The following is a 21,865-nucleotide window of genomic DNA, read 5'->3' as shown; positions in this document are numbered from 1 at the left end:
GCGTATTTATCACCTGTAAATACCATTTCTTTGGTCATTTTTGCCTTGTATTTATAGCCTCAATAACGCTTCAGAGACCTGTCAGTCCCGACCAATTTTGCTGGACTTGCGTTCGCCTGATGGCGGCTGTTTCACCAACAGCAGATGATCGATAGCGCGATTGACAAGAGCATTCATATCATCCGGTTTACCCATCGGGTCAAACATCATTCCGGTCAACATTTGACTATTGCCCAGTACCCAGCGTGCGCGTTCAGCAGCTGATAATCCCTGGTCGAGTTCATCGAGATTGATGGCGTCTTCAATCTGGATCGTCAATCGTTCCAGTAGCTCTGCTTGTAGCGACAGATATTGTGGCCAGACTTCTTCGCGTGGTGAGGCACTCCATTCGAGCCAGACCTTGATGTAATCCGGCTGCTCTTCGCAAGCCCGTAAAAAACGCTGGAAATAGTCACGAATCCGGGCCAGCGGTGTGGTTGCTGCCGAAAAAGCGTCTTCTGCCATGGCGTGCATAAACTGGGCAATTTCATCCAGTACATCGGTGACCAGTGCATCACGGGTCTTGAAATAATTGAATACGGTTGCTACCGACACCCCGCCAATTTCGGCAATGTCGGTATGTCCTCCACGCCCAATACCACGGCGGGAGAAAACTTCAACAGCATACATCAGTAACAGCCGCTTACGTTCCTCGGGGGCCAAGCGACGGCGACCATCAACAGCAACAGGCATGAAAATCCCTCATGTGTGTAATTTTATATGTATATGCCTGAATCCAGAGCGTTGACACGTGTTCGACATCGACCAATGTTCGGTGAGAAATCGATAAACTAATCAGCAACTGGCTCATCCATGGTTACTATGTAAAGAATTACCCCTACTTGTGGGAAGTAAAATACCGTTTAAAATTGTATGTAACGATATGTAACTGATATGTCACACAAGAGTGCACAGTTCAAATTCCTGGGATTTAAAACGTAACCTGTTCCCGTCTTGTCTTCGATATCGTGGACAGAAAAGCTCTTTTTGCGTATAATTTGCGGTTAATCAAAGCTCGGAGCTTCTCAAGCAGAAGTGACCGACCATTACATAATTTCTGAAATTAGCGGAATGCCGATGAGCGGATCAGCATTCCGCTTTTTTACGCATGGGGTACCCGCCTAGTACCTCGCTTCGCCTGTTTTTCTTTGCTCGGGGATACAGTTTTGTCTACGCCAGCCATTCTAGCTCTTGAAGACGGCAGCTTGTTTAAGGGCACCAGTATCGGTGCTTTGGGAACGTCTGTTGGAGAGGTTGTTTTCAACACGTCCATGACCGGTTATCAGGAAATCCTGACTGACCCGTCCTACACCAATCAAATCGTTACACTCACTTACCCACATATTGGCAGCTACGGTACCAACAGCGAAGACGTTGAGTCCGCTGGCATCGCCGCCAAAGGGCTGATTATTCGTGACTTGCCATTAACGGCGTCCAACTTTCGTAGCGAACAGGCGCTTGATGAATACCTGCGAGCCAATAATGTGGTTGGGCTGGCGGATATCGATACCCGCCGCCTGACCCGTATTCTGCGTGAAAAGGGTTCCCTTAATGGTTGTCTGCTTGCCGCAGACGATGCCTGGAGTGATGCAAGTCAACAACAGGCACTGGCAGAAGCCGCCGCTTTTCCTGGCCTGAAAGGCATGGATCTGGCCAAGGAAGTTACAGTTAACGCACCTTACCGCTGGACCCAGACCGACTGGGCACTGGGCAAGGGCTATGGCGAACAGACCGAAACCCGATTCAAGGTTGTCGCCTACGATTTTGGTGTCAAGTACAACATTCTGCGCCTGCTGGCTGAACGAGGCTGTGAACTGACCGTTGTTCCGGCGCAAACATCGGCTACCGAGGTGCTGGCGATGAATCCAGATGGCATCTTTCTGTCGAATGGCCCCGGCGACCCGGAACCCTGCACCTATGCAATTGACGCCATCCGGCAAATTCTGGAGACCGAAATTCCGGTATTCGGCATTTGTCTGGGTCACCAGTTACTGGCACTGGCTTCGGGTGCGACAACGTTGAAGATGAATCTCGGCCATCACGGAGCCAACCACCCGGTACAGGATCTGGCCACTGGCAAGGTAATGATCACCAGTCAGAACCATGGCTTTGCGGTCGATGAAAGCTCGTTGCCAAACAACCTCAAGGCAACCCACAAGTCACTGTTCGACGGTACGCTGCAAGGTATCGCCCGTACTGACAAGCCAGCCTTCAGCTTTCAGGGTCATCCTGAAGCCAGCCCAGGCCCCCGTGATGTCGCACCGCTGTTCGACCACTTTATTGATCTGATTGAAACCGCCAAAGCCAAGGCCAACGGATAACCACAGGACTGACTGAGTAATGCCAAAACGTACTGACATCAACAGCATTCTGATCATTGGCGCTGGCCCCATTGTTATCGGCCAGGCGTGTGAATTTGACTACTCCGGTGCCCAGGCCTGTAAAGCCCTGCGTGAGGAAGGCTATCGCGTCATTCTGGTCAACTCCAACCCCGCCACTATCATGACCGATCCATCGATGGCGGATGCGACCTATATCGAGCCGATTACCGTTGAAGCCGTTGCCAAAATTATTGAGAAAGAACGCCCTGACGCGCTCTTGCCTACCATGGGTGGCCAGACGGCACTGAACTGCGCCCTGGGCCTGGAAAAGGCTGGCGTACTGGAACAATTCGGTGTGGAAATGATCGGCGCCAACGCCGATACCATCGACAAGGCTGAAGACCGTGATCGCTTCGATCAGGCGATGAAAAAAATTGGTCTGGCGTGCCCTCGTGCCGGGATTGCCCACACTCTGGAAGAAGCGCGTGAAGTGCAAAAAACGCTGGGTTTTCCCTGCATTATTCGCCCTTCTTTTACCATGGGTGGCACCGGTGGCGGTATCGCCTACAACAAGGAAGAGTTTGAAGAAATCTGTACTCGTGGTCTGGATTTGTCACCAACCAGCGAGTTGCTGATCGACGAGTCGCTGATTGGCTGGAAAGAGTACGAGATGGAAGTGGTGCGCGACAAGAACGACAACTGCATCATCGTTTGTGCCATCGAAAACTTTGATGCCATGGGCGTTCATACCGGTGATTCCATTACCGTTGCCCCGGCACAAACCCTGACCGACAAGGAATACCAGATCATGCGCGACGCCTCGCTGGCGGTACTGCGCGAGATCGGAGTGGAAACCGGTGGTTCCAACGTCCAGTTTGGTGTCGATCCAAAAACCGGCCGCATGGTCGTGATCGAGATGAACCCGAGGGTTTCGCGTTCTTCGGCACTGGCTTCCAAGGCAACCGGCTTTCCGATCGCCAAGGTGGCTGCCAAATTGGCGATTGGATACACTCTGGATGAGCTGCAAAACGATATTACTGGTGGTGCAACACCGGCATCGTTTGAGCCATCGATCGACTATGTTGTAACCAAGATCCCTCGTTTTACCTTCGAAAAATTCCCCCAGGCTGATGGCCGCCTGACTACCCAGATGAAATCCGTGGGCGAGGTGATGGCCATTGGCCGTACTCAGCAGGAGTCTCTGCAAAAAGCCCTGCGTGGTCTTGAAGTGGGCTCTTCCGGATTTGATCCGAAGGTCAATCTGGCCGACGAAGGTGCGCGGGACAAGGTTATCTCTGAACTGGTGACGCCGGGTGCCGAGCGTATCTGGTACGTCGGAGATGCCTTCCGCATGGGCCTGACGGTCGATGAAATTTACCAGTATTCAGGCATTGATCCCTGGTTCCTGGTACAGATCGAAGATTTGATCAAAGAAGAAGCCAGTGTTTCGGCCAGCAGCCTGACGGTACTGGATGCCAGTGCGGTCTTGCGACTGAAGCGCAAGGGTTTTTCCGATCAGCGTCTGGCGACCTTGTTGGGAATTTCTGAAAAAGCGTTTCGCAAGCATCGTCAGAAGCTGAATATCCGCCCGGTCTACAAGCGTGTTGATACCTGTGCCGCTGAATTCTCGACCGATACTGCCTACATGTACTCGACCTACGAGGAAGAGTGCGAATCGAACCCGACCGACCGCGACAAGATTATTGTGCTCGGTGGTGGCCCGAACCGCATTGGTCAGGGTATCGAGTTTGACTATTGCTGCGTGCACGCAGCACTGGCGGCGAAGGAAGAAGGGTACGAGGCCATCATGGTCAACTGTAACCCGGAAACGGTTTCGACCGATTACGACACCTCCGACCGCCTGTACTTTGAACCGGTAACGCTGGAAGACGTGCTGGAAATCGTCGAGAAAGAAAAACCCAAGGGTGTCATTGTACAGTACGGTGGTCAGACACCACTGAAGCTGGCCAACGAACTGGAAGCTTGTGGTGTACCCGTGATTGGTACGTCGCCTGAATCGATTGACCGTGCCGAAGATCGCGAGCGTTTCCAACAAATGATCCAGCGTTTGGGTCTCAAGCAGCCGGTGAACGCCACCGTAACCTCTGCCGAAGAAGCAGTGGCTCGCGCTGCCGACATCGGTTATCCGCTGGTGGTTCGTCCGTCCTATGTCCTGGGCGGTCGGGCGATGGAGATTGTCAGTAACGAAAAGTCCCTGCGTCGCTACATGAACGAAGCGGTACGGGTCTCCAATGATTCGCCGGTGCTGCTCGACTACTTCCTGGATCGCGCGATCGAAGTGGACATTGACGCCGTTTGTGACGGTGAAGAAGTCGTGATTGGTGCCATCATGCAGCATATCGAGCAAGCCGGTATTCACTCGGGTGACTCGGCCTGTTCATTGCCGCCTTACAGTCTGCCAGCGGATGTTCAGGATCTGATGCGTGAGCAAGTGAAAGCGATGGCGCTGGAGTTGGGTGTTGTTGGTCTGATGAATACCCAGCTGGCTTATCAGGACGGTGAAATCTACGTGATTGAGGTAAACCCTCGCGCATCCCGTACTGTGCCATTTGTATCCAAGTGTATAGGCGTTTCCCTGGCTTCTATTGCGGCCAAGGTGATGATGGGTCGTTCACTGGCGGATCTGGGCTTTACCAAGGAAATCATTCCGCCGTATTTCTCTGTGAAAGAAGCGGTATTTCCGTTCAACAAGTTCCAGGGTGTTGACCCGATTCTTGGCCCGGAAATGAAGTCCACCGGGGAAGTCATGGGTGCTGGAAAAACTTTCGGCGAAGCCTTTTTCAAGGCTCAGTTGGGGGCCGGTGCCGATTTACCCGTCGGTGGTACCGCTTTCCTGTCTGTCCGCGAAGCCGACAAGTCCGGTCTGGTGGCGGTTGCCAGAGGGCTGGTGGAATGTGGTTTTGAACTGGTGTGTACCGATGGCACCCGTCGTGTCCTGGAGGATGCCGGGGTGCAGTCCAGCCGCATCAACAAGGTAACTCAGGGCCGTCCACATATCGTGGACACAATTAAAAACGATGGTATTGATCTGATCGTCAATACTACCGACGGTGCCCAGGCTATCGCAGACTCGGCAGACATTCGTCGCAGCGCATTGCAACACAAGGTGTATTACACCACCACATTGGCGGGTGCAGAGGCCATTGTTGAAGCGCTGCGTTCCGAAGGTCTGAAAGACGTTCATCGTCTGCAAGATCTGCATGCCAGTATCGGCCAATAAACCAAGCTATCAGGAGTCAATGCAAATGCAGAAGTTTCCTATGACCCTCGAAGGGGAAAAGGCATTGCGCGACGAGTTGCAACGCCTGAAAAGTGTCGAACGTCCGACCGTTATCCAGGCAATTGCGGACGCGCGCGAACACGGTGATCTCAAGGAGAACGCCGAGTATCACGCCGCCCGTGAACAGCAAGGCTTTATTGAAGGTCGTATCCAGGAGATTGAGGGTAAGCTCTCCAATTGCCAGGTGATCGACATCAAGACCATTCCGCGAACTGGCAAGGTGCTGTTTGGTGTGACGGTGACCATTATCAACGTTGATACTGACGAAGAAGTGGAATACAAAATCGTCGGTGATGACGAAGCGGATATCAAAGCCAATCGTATTTCTGTTTCATCGCCGATTGCTCGTGCCCTGATTGGCAAGGAAGAGGGCGACACCGTTGTCGTCAAGATTCCAAGTGGCAGCGTGGAATATGAAATCGATCAGGTCAAACACCTCTGACCTGTGACCGCCGGATTGTCAAGTCGCCTCCTTCGGGAGGCGTTTTTGTATCCGGGAATTGTCAGCCTTAGATTCGGATCTTGAAATTGCTTTGTGGTAGCCTTTTCTTTCACACACAACGTTTTCGAAGTGGCCGTCTTTAAATGGTCCTTTGATTCTGTTGATAAAAGGCAGGGAGGCAGGGATGAAATATCTGGTTGCAGGCATGATGCTGGTGCTGGTGGCACTGAGTGCAGACGCGCAGATATATAAATGGCTGGACGCTAACGGCAAGGTGCATTTTGGCAGCATGCCGCCGACTACGGCGAATGCCGAATCGTTGGATCTTTCCACGGCAACGACCAGCTCGTCCCCTGCGGCAACGATCCCCGCTATTAATCGTGATGAAGCACAAAAAGCCTACCTGGAAAGCGCCGCCGCAGAGCGTAAAAAACGTGAAGCAGAGCGTGAACACCAGCGTGTTGTGGAACAGCAGACCAGGCGTACCTGTGGTGTCCTGAGTGGTATGAGAAAAGATCTCGAAGACAAAAAAGCGTTGTATCGCTACAACGATCAGGGTGAAAAAGTGTTCCTGAATGATGTCGAGAGCAAGGCCTTTCACCAGCAGGTTAACGAAGAGTATGACAAAAATTGCCACTAATTAGTGGGGAGTTGAAAAGTATCAAGGCAGGTAACGTTACGATTGATCGTAGCGTTACCTAAACTATTAGTGCGTATTGTTTGGGCAATGAGCGTGTATTGCCACTGCCATAATCAGTGACGTATTTCGGGAGAATGACATGGGCAACCGTTTTGGCATTCTTGCCATCGATCAGGGAACAACCAGTACACGAGCTATCGTGTTTGACCCGCAGCTGCAAACCGTTGCCATGGCCCAGCAGGAGTTCCCCCAGCATTATCCGGATGATGGCTGGGTTGAGCACAATCCGGATGATCTCTGGCAAAGCACCTGCGCAGTGGTTCAGCAAGCCCTGGCAGAGGCGAGGGAGCAGGGCTGTGAGGTTTCTGCCATCGGCATTACCAATCAGCGCGAGACGACGCTGGTGTGGGATAAACACAGCGGCGCTGCTGTATATCCTGCGATTGTCTGGCAAGACCGTCGCACCGCCAGGCTCTGCGATCAACTGCGGTCAGAGGTTGGGGATGATTATGTACAGGCCCGCTCAGGCCTACGGCTTGACCCTTATTTTTCTGCCACCAAGGTGGCCTGGATTCTCGATAACGTTGATGGTGCTCGCCTGCGGGCAGAACGTGGTGAGCTGCTGTTTGGCACGGTCGATAGTTATCTGATCTGGAACCTGACCGGTGGCCAACGGCATGTGACCGACGCGACCAACGCCAGCCGTACCAATCTGTTTAATATTCATCGTGGTGAGTGGGATAACGAGCTGCTCGACCTGTTTCGTATTCCATCTGCCATGCTGCCTCAAGTACAGGATTGTTCTGGTCATTTTGGCACCGCGCTGGCCCGCTTTACCGGCGATCGGGATATTGCCATCACCGGGGTAGCCGGAGATCAGCAAGCGGCCAGCGTCGGCCAGTGCTGTTTTGAGCCAGGACAGGTAAAAAGCACCTATGGCACCGGGTGTTTTGTACTGCTGAATACCGGTCAAAAACCGCTGTTTTCATCCCATGGACTGCTCACCACGATTGCCTTGCAACTGGATGGTCAGCGCACCTACGCCCTGGAAGGGGCGATCTTTGTTGCCGGTGCGACGGTGCAATGGTTACGGGACGAGCTAGGCATTATCGAACGGGCGTCCGATACGGAACGGTTAGCCAGCGGGCTGGACAGTAACAAGGGTGTCTACCTGGTGCCTGCGTTTACGGGGCTGGGTGTGCCTTACTGGCGGGCCGACGCTCGGGCCGCGATTGTTGGCCTGACCCGTGGCGCTGGCAAGGCAGAACTGGCCAGGGCAGCGCTGGAAGCCGTCTGTTATCAGACCGCCGACCTGTTTGCAGTGATGGAGCAGGAAGGTCTGCGGCCAACGTCATTGCGGGTTGATGGTGGCATGGTGTCCAACAACTGGATGCTGCAATTTCTTGCGGATGTGTTGAATACCGAGGTACTGCGTCCGGCACTGCTGGAAACCACCGCACTGGGAGCTGCCTATCTGGCCGGGCGAGCAGTGGGGCTTTACGGTGATACCTCGGAATTCACCCGCCTGTGGCAATGCCGGGCAACCTTTACACCCGCCATGAGCGAGGCCCAGCGTGCTACTTTGCTGGCCGGATGGCAAAAAGCCGTGCAGCGTGTGGTGCTGGAATGACTACGATTCTGTCAATAAGGAAACCAGTGTGACGCAGCGACAAGATACTCTGAAACAACTGGATGGTGAGTGCTTTGATGTGCTGATTGTCGGCGGTGGCATTAACGGTGCGGTGTCGGCAGCGGCACTGGCCAGCCACGGTGCTCGGGTCGCCCTCATTGATCGTGATGATTTTGGCAGCGCGACCAGTGCCAACAGTTCCAATCTGGTCTGGGGTGGCATCAAATATCTGGAAAGTGGTGAAGTGGCGCTGGTGAATGAACTGTGCCGCAGTCGTAACCGGCTGATGCAGCGTTTTCCCAGTCGAATTCGCGAAATACGCTTTCTGACGACGGTACCCAAAGGTTTTCGCAAGCCCGCCTGGATGGTTTACATCGGTGCTTTGCTGTATTGGGGTTTTGGTCGCGGGGCAACCCGGATGCCGGAGTACCTGTCGCGACGGCGGCTGCAACAGCGTCAGCCATTGATCGACATCGCCGTTGCCCAGGGCGGATTGGAATATTCAGATGCCTGGCTGGTTGATAACGACGCCCGGCTGACGTTTGATTTTGTTCGTACGGCGATACGACAGGGCGCGGTGGTGGCCAACTACGTAGCCTCTGAAGGATCACAGCAGATCGATAATGAATGGCATACCTGTGTAGTCGACCAGCAAACGGGTGCACAGCGGCTGATTCGCTCCCGTGTATTACTGAATGCCACCGGCCCCTGGGTCGACGGCTACAACCAGTTAAGCCAGCAATCGGCTGGCCATCATCATGTGTATTCAAAAGGTATCCACCTGATTGTGCCCCGGCTGATCGAAGAAGAGCGTGTGCTGGCATTTTTTGCCAACGATGGCCGGCTGTTTTTTGTGATTCCGATGGGCAGCAAGACTTGTCTGGGTACGACCGATACCCGTGTAACGCGGCCTGAGTCGGTGGTGACCGCCGCTGATCGCCAGTTTGTGCTGGATAACGTCAATCAGCGTCTGAAGCTGGACAAGCCGCTGACCGCTGCTGATGTGATATCCGAGCGCTGTGGTGTGCGGCCGTTGGTGGTGGCCAGTGCGGCGGCAGAGAATCAAGATAACGCAGAGAATCAAGCCGACTCTGTTAATCAAGACAACAAGGAAGCAACAGGAGAAGCAGGAAAAGAGCAGGGTGACTGGCTTAACCTGTCGCGCCGCCATGCGATTGATGCCAGTGCCGACCATCGTTACCTCAGCATTTTTGGTGGCAAGCTGACCGATTGTGTCAACGTCGGCGAAGAAATATATGACCATATCAGTGCGTTCGGTATTCCGTTGCAGCCGAGATCCGATCGCTGGTTTGGTGAGCCGGACGAGCGCCGCCGGGAAGGCTTCTGGCGTCAGGCAACGGAGCAAGGGCTGGATCAATACTGGTGTGAGCATCGCCGGGAGACCTTGTTGCAGCGTTGGTGGCGGCGTTATGGCACCGATGCTTTCGAGTTGCTGGTCGATGTGGCGGATCACCCGGAATGGTTACGGCCGCTGCTGGAGGGTGACGACCTGCGCGAGGCCGAAGTCCGGCTGGCGGCACGGCTGGAGATGGTTACCCGGCTGGAGGATTTTTTACGTCGTCGTACCATGCTGGAGCTGACCAGCGGCAAGGCAGCGCTGGCACAATCCCCGGTATTGGCGCACATCAGCGAATTGTTATTTGGCTCTGCTGGCGAACAACAATTGCGGGATTATCTGAACACGAATGTTGCGGATCACTTGCCAGAGGCTGATCTCTGACCTGCGACTTCCTCTGGTCGTCAGCAGCAGGTGAGCTTTCTGCTTGGCCACTGTCTGCCTATACTGCCGCGTTTGGTCGCCATAGGAACACTGCATGAAAACCGCTCTGATTATCGGCTACGTCTGGCCGGAGCCGGCATCGTCCGCTGCGGGTAGCCGCATGTTGCAGCTGATTGCGGCACTGCAATCGGGTGGTTATCGGGTGGTGTTTGGTTCGCCAGCCGACTGGAGTCCTCATGCGGTGGCGCTGGCCGACTACGGAGTGGAAGCCGCCAAACTGCAGCTTAACAGCTCGACGTTTAACGACTATATCGCCGGGCTGCAGCCGGATCTGGTGATGTTCGACCGTTTTATGATGGAAGAGCAATTTGGCTGGCGGGTGGAAGAAACCTGCCCGAATGCGCTGCGGGTGCTGGATATGGAAGACGTCCACAGCCTGCGTCATGCTCGCCATCAGGCGCTCAAGGAAGGCGTAGAACCGGGCTTGAAACATATTCATTCTGAATTGGCGATACGGGAAGTGGCGGCTGTTTTACGTTGCGACCTGGCGCTGGTGATTTCGGAATTTGAATTGCACTGGTTGCAGCAACAATTCCAGATACCGGCAGCTCAGCTGATCTATCTGCCTTTTATGCTGCTGGCATCACAATGGCAGCGGCCGTTGACGGCGCTGTCTCAACGCCAGCATTTTGTCTGTATCGGTAATTTTCGCCACGAGCCGAACTGGGATGCCGTACGCTGGCTCAGAGAAGCCCTTTGGCCCGCCATTCGCCAGCAGCTGCCAACGGCGGAGCTGCACGTTTTTGGTGCTTATCCGCCTAAAAAAGCGACCAGCTTGCAGAATGAACAACTGGGTTTTTATGTCCCCGGTTGGGCAGACGATGCGCTTGAGGTGGTGGATTCTGCCCGTGTCATGCTGGCCCCGTTAAGGTTTGGTGCCGGGTTGAAGGGCAAATTGCTGGATGCAGCAATCACCGCAACCCCAGCTGTCACCACTCCGGTAGGGGCAGAAGGCATGTACGGTTCTGCCATGGGCAATCAGCGTGACCTGGGCATATTGGTGGCCGATTCGGCGACCGTTTTTGTTGATGCCGCCGTGCAGCTGTATCAGAACGACAGCCTGTGGGATACGTGTTCCGCTGCGGCGGTTCGGTTGGCACCAGACCGTTTTGCCTTTGCAGATCATGCACCGCGCTGGCTGGCACGACTGTCCGAGTTGGCAGGGAACCTTGAAAACCATCGGCTGAGCGGGTTTTACGGTGCCATGTTACGGCACCATACGCTCAAAAGTACTCGCTACATGTCGCAGTGGATCGAGGCCAAAAACCGGTTGTCGTAGTCTGTTCGCGTGGTTGAAGTGGTTGAAGTGGTTAGGCGTCAGCCCGGCCAGCGCTTCCAGACATGGGTCGAGAGACCATGCAAAAAGATACTCAATAATACCGTCAATACCGCTGTGCCAAACACCGTATCGTAAGCTGCGATACGGTCGGCGTACCCCATTTGCTGAATAGCCAGCATCAAATACAGAATACTGGCAATGCCACGAGGGCCAAACCAGGCGAGAAAAATCTTCTGTCCAAATGGCAAGCCACTGCCGGTCAGGGAAATCAGGACTGGAATCATCCGCACCAGTGTCAGGCTGAGCAGGGCATAAGCCAGCATGGGCCAGCTGAACAACGGCCAGGCTTCGGCGACAAATACCAGCCCGAAGAGGAAAAACATCAGCAAGCTCAGTACTTCACCTTCCGCCTCACCAAATTCACGCAAGCGAGTCATCACGGTGACCCGGTGCGATTCCAGAAACAGCCCCGCCAGAAAAGCAGCAATAAAGCCATTGCCCCCCAGTGATTCAGCCCCGGAGTAAGCCAGAAAGGCCAGCGATAACGACGACAAGCGTTGGAACAACGGCATCATTTGGTGGGCGTCCGAGGCCCATTGCACCAGTCGGCCACCCCAACGGCCAACCACCACCCCTGTCAGGCCTCCGACGACAAACTGTTGGGTGACAAACACAGGCCATTGCATGGAGTCGAGAAAGGCATAGTCGCCAGCGTTCATCACGGCCAGTACAAATAACAGCACCGGCAAGGCCAGGCCGTCGTTCAGGCCACTTTCAACGGTAATGGTATGTCGCAGCGGCAAACTGATACGTTTGTCGGAAAAGATCGCCTGAGCCAGAGCCGCATCGGTAGGAGACAGCATGATGGCCAGCCAGGCCGCAGGCAGCCAGGCCAAGCCCAGTAGCGGTACTGCCAGTACCCAGCCTGCCAGCATGGTGAGTGGCAAGCCAATGGCGAGCAGACGAATAGGTAAAATTTCGTAGCACACCAGTTGTGAACGTTTGATCTGGCTGGCGTCGGTAAACAGGATCAGTGCCAGAGTGAGTTCAGCCAGCACGGTCAGTTCGCTGGCCTTGATATCGGCGGGCACCCAGGCAAGTACTTGCGGCCCGACCAGAATCCCCATCAGGGTGACCAGCATGGGAGCACTGATGCCAGATTGATCAATACGTTTTGAGAAAGCACTGTAGAACAGCAGTGTTGCCGCCAGGGTCAGCAGCAGGGAATGGTTACTCATCGTTTGGCTGGTTATTCATCTGGCTATCCATGGCGGGCTGGTACGGCAGGTGTTATTCCCAGACTATACGCAAGGGCTCACCAAAATCATCATAGATTATTTTTTTACGCGGACGACGGCGTGGCTGACTGGCAGCTGCCGCAGGGCGTTTGGGCTTGCGTTGGGAATCACGGCGCTGGTCAATGGCTTGTAGCACCTCGGGCACGGGTGTGCGTTCTTCTTTGGGTTTTTCGAACGCCATGCTGCGTTCGTCATAACGTCCGTTTTGCAGACCCGTAGCGCCCCTGGCGACCTCGCTGACCTCTCCGCCTTCTTGCAGATACTGTTCAACTTCGTCGTTCAGTTGCTGACGTATTTCCGTTTTGGTGGGTCGTTTCATGCGTAGCTCTTGCGCGCGTGGGCAATCAACGGATCAGAGTGCCAGACGGTGGGTTACAGTTCAATGTATTCATTACGGATTATTGTGCTGCTGTTGGATCCTGTGGTGCAGGTCATAATAGCCCCTTTGCAACCGGTTTCTGCAATACCTTCGTTTCTCCTATCGTTGGTAGTTAGTGGTTACCCAACCAATACCGGGGCTACCCAGCCAACACCGGGGTTACCAGGCATCAGCAGCTATAAAAACAGCTCGGCCAGTCGGACACTGGAACGTTTGCCGATAGCGCCCTGATGCTCTTGTAGCCAGAGCTCGGCACGGTGTCTGCCCATATCCCGTAATTGGTGTAATACGCGTTGGTCGGGCAGCGCCCTGGACGTCGAGGGTAACTGATCCATTTCGCCATTGGGGTCAATCAGATGGAACCGCAGCCGGTTGAGGGCTTTTTCCAGTCGACCAAAGGGCCGCCAGCTTTCCCGAGCAAAGGCTCGTGCCTGGGCCAGAATACGCATTTCGCGTAAAAATCCGGCATTAAAAGCAATATCCATGGCCCGGTTTTTAATCGCGGAGGCTGTTTTTGGGGTATCGCCATGGTGCATGGGTGCCAACAGCACCATCAGAATATCGGCACAATTGCAGTGATAATACAGCGGGAAAATCGCCGGGTTGGCGGAGTAACCACCGTCCCAGTAAGGCTCGCCTTCGATTTCGACGCTGTGATGCACCATTGGTAAACAGGCCGATGCCAGCAGTGCGTCGGCACTCATATCCTGATTACGGAAAATCCGTAAATGGCCGGTGTTGGCATTGGTGGCGGCGATAAACAGTTGTACCGGGTTGTGGCGACGCAGACGTTCAAAATCAAAGCTCTTTTCCACAATGGCACGCAGTGGATTGATGTCGAGGGGATTGAGCTGATAGGGCGAAAAGTAGTGGGTAAAACTCATCATAAAATTAAGTGCCGGAGCCACCGACATATCCCCGGCAGTGCTCAGTCCACTGAGTTTGAAGGGTGCACTGGCAGCTACGGCTTCCCAGAAATCATTTAATGCTTCGCGTGCACCGTCACGGCCTCCCACCATCATGCCATGGGCCAGCGCTACTGCATTCATGGCACCAGCACTGGTACCGCTGATGCCTTCAACGTGGATGTGTTTTGTTTCCAGTAAACGATCCAGTACGCCCCAGGTGAAGGCTCCGTGCGCTCCTCCTCCTTGTAACGCAAGGCTGAGAGGGTGCTTGACGGGTGCGAACAGAACCATGGAAATACCTGGGTTGTCTGTGAGGTCGTCCAGCCTACCAAGCTCAGGCTCAATTGATATGGCTCTCTGGTGGACAAGAGCATTCAGTCAAATTGGCAGAGGATTGTCTGCCTTTATTCACAGTTATATATCCGGTGCAGAAACACTATACCCAAATCGTTATCCGGGAAAGAATGTCGACATGGCATTCTTCCAAGTCTGCTCCAGTACGGTTTCGACCGGTAAGGCTTTTACCTCGGCAATTTTTTCGGCCACGAAAGGCAGGTACTTGGGGGCGTTTTCAATACCACGGTAGGGCATTGGCGTCAGGTAGGGGGAATCGGTTTCGAGCAGCAGACGCTCGATTGGTGTCGCGGCCACTACTTCCCGAACGTTCGTGGCCTTGTTAAAGGTGACGATGCCATTAATGCCAAGGTTGAAGCCCAATGTGACCGCCAGTTGGCCCAGCTCCAGCCCGGAGGTGAAACTGTGGATCACCCCTTTGCGGTTCATTTGTGGAGCGTATTCTTGCAGAATCGCCATGGTGTCATCGTCGGCTTCGCGGGTGTGGATCACCACCGGCTGATCGAACTCGATCGCCAGCTCCAGTTGGCGGCAAAACACCTGGCGTTGAACCTGGTGATCACAATGGTCGTAGTAATAGTCAAGACCGATTTCACCCACGGCAACGACCTTGCCATGGCCCGAGTGTTCTCGCATATAGGCTTCGGTCGCAGCGTCAAACAGCGCGGCTTCGTGCGGGTGAACGCCCAGGGTGGCGTAGACGTCGTCGTGCGCCAGCGCCAGCGCCAGCGCGGTTGGCATGTTATCGGGCTGCACGCTGATGGTCATAAAACGTTCAACACCAATGGCACGGGCTTCGGCCAGAATAGTGTCGACAGGCGCCTCCTTGAGGTAGTCGAGATGAAAGTGTGTCTCGATGATAGGGCGTTGATAGTCGGGCACGGCACGGCGGTTCTTTTTGCTCATGGATACTCCGGTTGTCTGACTGCAGTCGGTAAGTTCCGGGGCAGATCAATGAATGAGAGTGTCATTATAGAAATGTGGCCAACCTTATGGCCAGTCTGCTTTGCTGCAGTCTGACTGTGGTATAAGTGCCTCCTCTGATCCATTTTTTTGTAAGGAACTCATCATGAGCATGATTCACTTTGTCGGCGGCGAGAAAGGCGGTGTCGGAAAATCCGTGGTTGCCCGTTTATTGTCACAGTATTGTCTGGACAAAGGACTGCATTACGCTGGTCTGGATGCTGACCAGTCGCATGCCACGACGACTCGTTATTACAAAGAGTTTACCCAAGCGTTGACACTGGATCAGTTTGAAAGCACTGACGCTATCATGGAATGCGCACTGGAGGCCGATCAGCAAGTCGTGGTGGATTTGCCAGCCCAGAGCCAGCGTTTCCTGGATCGCTGGATCGACGATAACGGTGTGCTGGATATGTGTGAAGAAATGAATATCCCGATTGTCTTCTGGAACGTCGTCGACGACAGCCCGGACTCGCTTGAATTGCTGGAAAAGTTTCTCGCCAAGTACAAGTACTACATGAACTGCATCGTGGTTAAAAACGAAGGCCGTGGCACGGTATTCAAGGACGTCGATGCACTGCCAGCACTGACTGAACAGGATGACCTGGCCCGTATTCTCAGCATGACATTACCTGCCCTGCATTCGCCCACCATGTTCAAGATCAACAAGCGCGAAATGTCCTTCTGGGCGGCGGTGAATCAGAGCGATGCCTCTGGTGCCAGCCTGAGCCTGATGGAGCGTCAGCGTACCAAGGTCTGGATGCGCAAGGCCTACGCCGAGTTTGACACAGTGTTTTCCCGTGTGACCAACTCCAACGCGGTTCCGCTGATTGATTAAACGATTTAATTAAATTGATGACAGTGACGGACAAGCTACTGAACTGTCCTGGATGCTGACAACGGGGTGATTGAGCCACTGCGTGTTGGCATCCGGTATGACGCAATATCAGCAACCGGCCAGGTTATCCCGCTTATGAAACCTTCCGATAACACAACGAATACCACGGCGTTACAGGGCAGTATCTGGCTGCAAGGTCAGCAACGGCCCTTTGCACGTGAGCAGGTTGACCTGCTGCAGGCGATTGCCGATACCGGCTCGATCTCTGCTGCTGGCAAACAGGTGGGCATCAGCTACAAAACCGCCTGGGATCGTATTGATACAATGAATAATATGGCCGACCAGCCACTGGTTGCCCGAGCCGCAGGCGGTGCCCGTGGTGGTGGTACGGTACTGACCGGTTACGGTGAGCGGATGCTGGCCGGGTTTCTGATATTACAGGAAGCACATGACGTCTTTTTGCAACGTATTCGTCAGCGGGTACAGTCGCTGGGGGATGTGGCCGATGACATCAGTGATTTATTAAGGGCAGGGCAATTGAAAACCAGTGCACGTAACCAGTTCCGAGGCGTGGTTGAACAAGTGATTCCTGGTGCGGTGAACGCCGATATCCGCTTGCGGATAACGTCCGATCATCTTGTTACCGCCCAGATTACCGAAGAAAGTCTCAATAGCCTGGCAATTGAACCTGGCCACACCCTCATCGCCCTGATCAAGGCACCGGCAGTGATGCTGTCGAGTGATCTGGATATCAAGCTCAGTTCCAGCAACAAGCTGGTGGGCACTGTCTCCCGTATTACCCGAGGGGCAGTGAATGCCGATGTGGTACTGGCGCTGGCTGATGGCAAAACCATCAGTGCGATTATCTCCAACCGCAGTCTTGACGAGATGGAACTGCAAGAGCAGCAACAGGCTTGCGCCTTGTTTGAAGCCAGTAGTGTGGTGCTGGTGGTCGACGTTTGAGCACTGACTACTGACCCACCGGGGCTGCTGGCTCTCTGTTCTGCGGGCTTACTGCGGAATGTCATAACCATACTGGCGGATAATCAACCGTGCCGGTGCTGATTGCAGGTACTGCAACAGCGCCACTGCGGCCTTGTTGTGTTCTCCGCGTTGCAGCAGTACTGCGTCCTGACGGATGGGGTCGTGCTGCTCTAGCGGCACCACCCATGCCGTTCCCTTCGATATCTTGCCGTTGAGGCTGATCTGTGACAGCGCCACAAAACCGAGATCCGCGTTACCGGTACTGACAAATTGCCAAGCCTGGGCAATGCTATCTCCTTGAACCAGTTTACTCTCGATAGACTCGCTCAATCCCAACTGGGTGATGACCTGGGTGGCCGCCAGTCCATAAGGGGCCAGGCGTGGATTGGCAATGGCCAGCTTGTTGAACTGGCCATTACGCAGGGTTGCAAGCGGATCAATGTCTGGCTGGATTGTCCACAACGCCAAGCGTCCCAGTGCATAGCTGAAGCGGCTACCTGCAACCGCAGTTCCGGCGGTTTCCAACACTTCCGGTTTTTGCTGATCAGCCGATAAAAACACATCAAAAGGAGCTCCATTCTGGATCTGGGCTACAAACTTGCCTGATGAGCCAAAGGACAGTTGTGCGACATGGCCGGTTTTTTCTTCAAATTCGGCGGCTATTTGTTTCATCGGAGCAGTGAAATTGGCCGCAACGGCGACGGCCACTGTATCGGCATGGGCTGTTGTCAGGCACAACAGTGTGCCCATGAACAGAGCGATGTCTCGGATTATTCGCGGGCTTTGGTGACGGTACTGGCGCCTGTCTGTATCGGGACGCGAGAGAGTTGAGAAAGTCGTTGGTTGATCAATCATGCCAAATACTCCGGTAAAAAATGTGGTTATTGGATTCGCTGTATACTAGCCTATATAACGATTGTGGCAACCAGGAAATACTGGTGTGCATATCGCCCCATACCCACTACTTGACATTCTGGACGATTAAAATGAAGACAACGAGACTGTATTTCACCGCAGGAGTCATCCTGCTTGGCGCGACATGGCAGGCAACGGCGGTGGAGCTGGGAGACCATCCCCTGAACTTTTACGGCAGCTTGCATGCCTCGCTGGATTATCTGGATTCCGATATATCGGAGGCTGAAGCAGCTGCCAGTGCCAGCGACAAACTGTCGTCGGGGGATGTCAGCCTGTCCTTCAACTCTTCGAAAATCGGCCTGCGGGGAGAAATACCTACCGATGTCGCCGGGCTGACAGCCTTCTATCAGATAGAACAGAACATCACCCCGGATGGCAGTAGCAGCAATACCTGGACGACGCGTAACAGTTATCTGGGCTTGCGTTGGCAGCCAAGTGATCAACGTACCGCAGAACTGCTGGCGGGTCGCTACGACAGCCTGGTGAAAGGCATTGCGCTGGATTACAGCTTGCTCAAGCATACTGTTGCCGACCGCGGTGCAATTCTGGGGGCCGGAGCCAATCGCGGCAATGCCCTCGACTTGCGGGTGGAAAACATGCTGCTGGGACGCTGGCAAACCCCGCTGGCTGGCGGAGCGCTGCATTTGGCACTGCAATATTCACCAGATGCGGTGAAGTCGTCCGGTTACGTCGATAACAATCAGCGGCTCTACGTGGGTGCTCGGGCCGACTGGTCGCGTGCAGGCTGGACGCTGGCAGCCGCCACAGAACACTGGCAGCAACTGGCACTGGGGTCAGCCAGCGGTGACTCTGACAGCTGGCGTATTCTGGCGCGTTATCGGGGGGCACAATGGACACTGCAAGGTTTGATGGAAAATTTGCGTTACCAGCCCGACGACCACAGTATCACCGACCTCGACCGTAAAGCCTGGGCACTACAGAGCGCGTGGAAATCGGGCAAACTGACCTGGCTGGGCAGCATCATGAAAGCAGCCAGCTATCGTCACAGTGAGGACACTGGTGCTGTGATGTTATCTGGCGGGGTAGAGCGCAAGTTGTCCAAATCGCTCAAAACCTACGGTGTTTATACCCGCACCAACAACGACAGCAACGCCAGCTTTCAAGGCGTTGACGGTACTCACGGTGATGAGCTGGCAACCTTGCCAGGCCGCTCGCCACAAGCGTTATCAGCAGGTTTGGTACTGTCGTTCTGAGGCTTTCGTCGACACTGACGCCACAAGGCGTCAGAATTCCCCCTGTTATTCTTGCCGACAAGTCCTGTTATGACCCCAGTTTACTCCGTCCCCGTAACGCCAGAGCCTCATATCCGCGAGCTGGAAATCAAGCGTAGCCAGTTTATAACCTTTGTGGGGCAGGCCAGCGACCGGGCAGCGGCAGAGGCCTTTATTCGTTCAATTCGGGAGTTGCATCCCCAGGCACGCCATGTGTGCTGGGCCTACATTGCCGGAGCACCGGATACCACAGTGATGTCTATGAGTGACGACGGCGAACCGGGCGGCACCGCCGGACGGCCAATGCTCAAGGTGCTGCAACACAGTGGCCTGGGAGAAATTGTAGTGGCCGTGGTGCGTTATTTTGGTGGTATCAAACTCGGTACCGGTGGACTACAGCGGGCGTACTCTGATGCCGTTATCCTCGGGCTGGCGGAATTGCCAACTGAACAGCGTATCCCGCAAACCCGGTTAACGCTGGAATACGACTACCCGATGGAAGCCGTTGTCCGGCATTTGCTGGATCAATACCCCACCACCATAGAACACTGCGATTTTCAGGCACGGGTCTGTATGAAGCTGCTGGTGGCCGATAGTGACCGAGAAAATTTTATCCTGGCTCTGACCAACCAGAGTGGCGGTGCTGTCAGGGTGGTCAAGCCAATCCAGCATGATCACTCGTAGAGGCTGGTGTTCAACCTCTCAATCATAAAACGTCTTGTCCAGCGTAAGACCTGTTTATCGGGACGACCCTCTGTCGTCATCTGCAGACCCTTGTATCTACATTGTCCAGTATTGGCATTTTAATCGGATGTTATGACTGAGACAGATCAATTGCGGCGGTTAATTTTAGGCGTCGTTTTTCTACCCGTGTGCTGTCCCGGTGCACGCTTCTGTGGTGATGCTAGGTACGGCTGGTACTGGTTGCACCAGTCTGATTCCTGCTTTTCCAAAATCGGTCACTGATCTTTTTATCAACGCTTTGGGTTACACCTGCAAGCACATTTTCAGCGCATTTAATCGTGACTGAAACCCTTGTTATGGAATGCAAGCACCACCGTCCACTTTGACATATGACAGATGCACCCTGTCGGTGCGCTAGCGAGATGGCATATGGATTGCCCGTTAATCCGGTGATCTGTCACACCGCACTTTGTGGGGTTGGCCATGGCTGTGTCTGGGGGGAGATAGCCATGGCTGTCACAAGGTTGCTTTTTATCGCTATATAACAACGAGGATAATATATGCGCAGATTGGCCGTAGTATTCATCGGCTGCCTGATCGGGTTGCCAGCCCAGGCGGAGGAATCCGTCGTTTCCACTCTGGCGGCCGATACCATTTGGGTCGTGACTGCCGCTGCATTGGTGTTTTTTATGCAAGCAGGCTTTGCCTTACTGGAAGCTGGCATGTCACGGGCAAAAAACTCCGTCAATGTGATGATGAAAAACTACATGGACGTGTGCTTGGGAACCCTGATGTTCTGGCTGGTCGGGTATGGGCTGATGTTTGGTAATAACGTCACCGGGTACTTTGGTACCAGTCACTTCATGATGTCGGGTGCCGAACCCTGGGATTACACCGTCTTGCTATTCCAGACCATGTTTGCCGCAACCGCAGTCACGATTTGTAGCGGCTCAATGGCTGAACGTACCCGCTACGATGCCTATCTGGTGGCGTCGGCTGTAATTGCGGCTTTTATCTATCCGGTGTTTGGCAGTTGGGTTTGGGGTGGCCTGTACGGTGGCTCTGGCTGGCTGGCTAATATGGGCTTTATTGATTTTGCCGGTTCGACCGTGGTGCACTCGGTCGGAGCCTGGTGTGCTCTGGCGGGCATTATGGTGTTAGGACCTCGTACTGGTCGTTTCTCCCGTGAAACTGGCGAAGCCCGCAATATTCCAGGGCATAACCTGTCGTTGGTCGCTCTGGGTGGTTTTATTCTCTGGCTCGGCTGGTTTGGCTTCAATGGCGGTAGCACCTTGGCTGCGACGGCGGATATCGGTTTGATCGCGTTGAATACCCAACTTGCAGCCGGTGCCGGTGCGCTCGGTGCCTTGCTGTTCAGCCGCGTATTCCGAGTCCCTATCCTGCTGACAGCAACCGTCAATGGCAGTATTGCCGGGCTGGTTGGCATTACCGCAGGATGCGCCAGCATGGAGCCTCAATGGGCCATTCTGACAGGACTGATTGCCGGTATGATCGCCGTCGCCGGGTCATTGATGATGGAACGGATGAAACTGGATGACGTCGTGGGTGCGGTACCAGTGCATGGCTTTGCTGGCGTCTGGGGTACGCTGGCCGCCGGTATGTTTGTGACAGGGGATCTGTTTAACACTCATCAGGTGATGGTGCAGTTGATTGGCATTGTGGCTGCGTTCGTATGGGCTTTCCCGCTGTCACTGCTGACGTTTGGGCTGATTCGGATGACGATAGGTTTACGGGTTACCACCGCTGAAGAGCAGCAGGGCCTTGATGTGTCTGAACACTATGAAGTGGCCTATCCCGAGTTCCACAAAGACATGACGTACTTTCGTCAGTAAGTAT

At 54.3% G+C, this 21,865-nt stretch carries 18 protein-coding genes; 12 read left to right on the top strand and 6 right to left on the bottom strand.

What is annotated here, in order from left to right:
• Positions 1-81: 81 nt before the first annotated feature.
• Entirely contained in the window at positions 82-732 is a 651-nt protein-coding gene (locus tag SOJ49_RS13800) for a TetR/AcrR family transcriptional regulator (RefSeq protein WP_369855079.1), read from the bottom strand.
• A gap of 473 nt (positions 733-1,205) precedes the next feature.
• Here SOJ49_RS13800 and carA point away from each other — a divergent pair, with 473 nt between their 5' ends.
• The 7 genes from carA (at position 1,206) to SOJ49_RS13765 (ending at position 11,453) form a co-directional block, all read left to right on the top strand.
• Positions 1,206-2,360 carry a glutamine-hydrolyzing carbamoyl-phosphate synthase small subunit gene (gene carA, locus SOJ49_RS13795; RefSeq protein ID WP_369855078.1) on the top strand — a complete coding sequence of 385 codons (1,155 nt, stop codon included), beginning with the start codon at positions 1,206-1,208 and terminating at the stop codon, positions 2,358-2,360.
• 19 nt (positions 2,361-2,379) lie between these two features.
• Complete coding sequence (gene carB / locus SOJ49_RS13790) at positions 2,380-5,601, top strand: carbamoyl-phosphate synthase large subunit (RefSeq protein WP_369855077.1); 3,222 nt, start codon at positions 2,380-2,382, stop codon at positions 5,599-5,601.
• 25 nt (positions 5,602-5,626) lie between these two features.
• A complete protein-coding gene (greA, locus tag SOJ49_RS13785) occupies positions 5,627-6,103 on the top strand; it encodes a transcription elongation factor GreA (RefSeq protein WP_369855076.1) in 477 nt (158 codons plus the stop codon).
• Positions 6,104-6,287: 184 nt separating this feature from the next.
• Positions 6,288-6,743 carry a DUF4124 domain-containing protein gene (locus tag SOJ49_RS13780; RefSeq protein WP_369855075.1) on the top strand — a complete coding sequence of 152 codons (456 nt, stop codon included), beginning with the start codon at positions 6,288-6,290 and terminating at the stop codon, positions 6,741-6,743.
• 139 nt (positions 6,744-6,882) lie between these two features.
• On the top strand, positions 6,883-8,373 hold the full coding sequence (glpK, locus tag SOJ49_RS13775) for a glycerol kinase GlpK (protein ID WP_369855074.1): 1,491 nt from the start codon (positions 6,883-6,885) through the stop codon (positions 8,371-8,373).
• A gap of 28 nt (positions 8,374-8,401) precedes the next feature.
• Entirely contained in the window at positions 8,402-10,114 is a 1,713-nt protein-coding gene (locus SOJ49_RS13770; protein WP_369855073.1) for an FAD-dependent oxidoreductase, read from the top strand.
• A gap of 94 nt (positions 10,115-10,208) precedes the next feature.
• Positions 10,209-11,453, top strand: a complete 1,245-nt coding sequence (locus tag SOJ49_RS13765) for a glycosyltransferase (protein ID WP_369855072.1) — start codon at positions 10,209-10,211, stop codon at positions 11,451-11,453.
• 38 nt (positions 11,454-11,491) lie between these two features.
• Here the strand turns inward: SOJ49_RS13765 and SOJ49_RS13760 are convergent, their stop codons facing one another.
• The 4 genes from SOJ49_RS13760 to SOJ49_RS13745 all read right to left on the bottom strand — a co-directional run bounded on the left by SOJ49_RS13760 (position 11,492) and on the right by SOJ49_RS13745 (position 15,298).
• On the bottom strand, positions 11,492-12,691 hold the full coding sequence (locus SOJ49_RS13760) for a cation:proton antiporter (protein WP_369855071.1): 1,200 nt from the start codon (positions 12,689-12,691) through the stop codon (positions 11,492-11,494).
• Positions 12,692-12,743: 52 nt separating this feature from the next.
• Complete coding sequence (locus SOJ49_RS13755; RefSeq protein WP_369855070.1) at positions 12,744-13,070, bottom strand: hypothetical protein; 327 nt, start codon at positions 13,068-13,070, stop codon at positions 12,744-12,746.
• A gap of 236 nt (positions 13,071-13,306) precedes the next feature.
• Positions 13,307-14,329: a patatin-like phospholipase family protein gene (locus SOJ49_RS13750; protein ID WP_369855069.1), complete on the bottom strand. Its 1,023-nt coding sequence runs from the start codon at positions 14,327-14,329 to the stop codon at positions 13,307-13,309.
• 159 nt (positions 14,330-14,488) lie between these two features.
• Complete coding sequence (locus tag SOJ49_RS13745; RefSeq protein ID WP_369855068.1) at positions 14,489-15,298, bottom strand: TatD family hydrolase; 810 nt, start codon at positions 15,296-15,298, stop codon at positions 14,489-14,491.
• 163 nt (positions 15,299-15,461) lie between these two features.
• On the opposite strand from SOJ49_RS13745, the gene SOJ49_RS13740 reads away from it, so the two are divergent.
• Positions 15,462-16,193, top strand: coding sequence for a division plane positioning ATPase MipZ (locus SOJ49_RS13740; RefSeq protein ID WP_369855067.1), 732 nt, complete (start codon positions 15,462-15,464; stop codon positions 16,191-16,193).
• Between the two features lie 135 nt (positions 16,194-16,328).
• On the top strand, positions 16,329-17,156 hold the full coding sequence (locus SOJ49_RS13735; RefSeq protein ID WP_369855066.1) for a TOBE domain-containing protein: 828 nt from the start codon (positions 16,329-16,331) through the stop codon (positions 17,154-17,156).
• A gap of 48 nt (positions 17,157-17,204) precedes the next feature.
• Here the strand turns inward: SOJ49_RS13735 and modA are convergent, their stop codons facing one another.
• Positions 17,205-17,927, bottom strand: coding sequence for a molybdate ABC transporter substrate-binding protein (gene modA, locus SOJ49_RS13730; protein ID WP_369855065.1), 723 nt, complete (start codon positions 17,925-17,927; stop codon positions 17,205-17,207).
• A gap of 236 nt (positions 17,928-18,163) precedes the next feature.
• On the opposite strand from modA, the gene SOJ49_RS13725 reads away from it, so the two are divergent.
• From SOJ49_RS13725 to SOJ49_RS13715, 3 genes are all read left to right on the top strand, one after another.
• A complete protein-coding gene (locus tag SOJ49_RS13725) occupies positions 18,164-19,306 on the top strand; it encodes a porin (RefSeq protein ID WP_369855064.1) in 1,143 nt (380 codons plus the stop codon).
• 69 nt (positions 19,307-19,375) lie between these two features.
• Complete coding sequence (locus SOJ49_RS13720; RefSeq protein WP_369855063.1) at positions 19,376-20,008, top strand: YigZ family protein; 633 nt, start codon at positions 19,376-19,378, stop codon at positions 20,006-20,008.
• Between the two features lie 560 nt (positions 20,009-20,568).
• The gene (locus tag SOJ49_RS13715) at positions 20,569-21,861 is read left to right on the top strand and encodes an ammonium transporter (protein ID WP_369855062.1); all 1,293 of its coding nucleotides are present in this window, start codon (positions 20,569-20,571) and stop codon (positions 21,859-21,861) included.
• Positions 21,862-21,865: the final 4 nt, after the last annotated feature.

The sequence above is a fragment of the Candidatus Thalassolituus haligoni genome, assembly GCF_041222825.1.
Taxonomy (GTDB): Bacteria; Pseudomonadota; Gammaproteobacteria; order Pseudomonadales; family Oceanobacteraceae; genus Oceanobacter; species Oceanobacter antarcticus.
The sequence above is the reverse complement of the archived record's forward strand: the minus strand, read 5'-3'. Positions and strand labels throughout refer to the sequence as shown.

Excerpts from the sequence above, each read along its gene's own strand:
- SOJ49_RS13800 (WP_369855079.1), bottom strand. The coding sequence starts at position 732 with ATGCCTGTTGCTGTTGATGGTCGCCGTCGCTTGGCCCCCGAGGAACGT.
- carB (WP_369855077.1), top strand. The coding sequence starts at position 2,380 with ATGCCAAAACGTACTGACATCAACAGCATTCTGATCATTGGCGCTGGC.
- greA (WP_369855076.1), top strand. The coding sequence starts at position 5,627 with ATGCAGAAGTTTCCTATGACCCTCGAAGGGGAAAAGGCATTGCGCGAC.
- SOJ49_RS13780 (WP_369855075.1), top strand. The coding sequence starts at position 6,288 with ATGAAATATCTGGTTGCAGGCATGATGCTGGTGCTGGTGGCACTGAGT.
- glpK (WP_369855074.1), top strand. The coding sequence starts at position 6,883 with ATGGGCAACCGTTTTGGCATTCTTGCCATCGATCAGGGAACAACCAGT.
- SOJ49_RS13765 (WP_369855072.1), top strand. The coding sequence starts at position 10,209 with ATGAAAACCGCTCTGATTATCGGCTACGTCTGGCCGGAGCCGGCATCG.
- SOJ49_RS13760 (WP_369855071.1), bottom strand. The coding sequence starts at position 12,691 with ATGAGTAACCATTCCCTGCTGCTGACCCTGGCGGCAACACTGCTGTTC.
- SOJ49_RS13755 (WP_369855070.1), bottom strand. The coding sequence starts at position 13,070 with ATGAAACGACCCACCAAAACGGAAATACGTCAGCAACTGAACGACGAA.
- SOJ49_RS13750 (WP_369855069.1), bottom strand. The coding sequence starts at position 14,329 with ATGGTTCTGTTCGCACCCGTCAAGCACCCTCTCAGCCTTGCGTTACAA.
- SOJ49_RS13745 (WP_369855068.1), bottom strand. The coding sequence starts at position 15,298 with ATGAGCAAAAAGAACCGCCGTGCCGTGCCCGACTATCAACGCCCTATC.
- SOJ49_RS13740 (WP_369855067.1), top strand. The coding sequence starts at position 15,462 with ATGAGCATGATTCACTTTGTCGGCGGCGAGAAAGGCGGTGTCGGAAAA.
- SOJ49_RS13735 (WP_369855066.1), top strand. The coding sequence starts at position 16,329 with ATGAAACCTTCCGATAACACAACGAATACCACGGCGTTACAGGGCAGT.
- modA (WP_369855065.1), bottom strand. The coding sequence starts at position 17,927 with ATGGGCACACTGTTGTGCCTGACAACAGCCCATGCCGATACAGTGGCC.
- SOJ49_RS13725 (WP_369855064.1), top strand. The coding sequence starts at position 18,164 with ATGAAGACAACGAGACTGTATTTCACCGCAGGAGTCATCCTGCTTGGC.
- SOJ49_RS13720 (WP_369855063.1), top strand. The coding sequence starts at position 19,376 with ATGACCCCAGTTTACTCCGTCCCCGTAACGCCAGAGCCTCATATCCGC.
- SOJ49_RS13715 (WP_369855062.1), top strand. The coding sequence starts at position 20,569 with ATGCGCAGATTGGCCGTAGTATTCATCGGCTGCCTGATCGGGTTGCCA.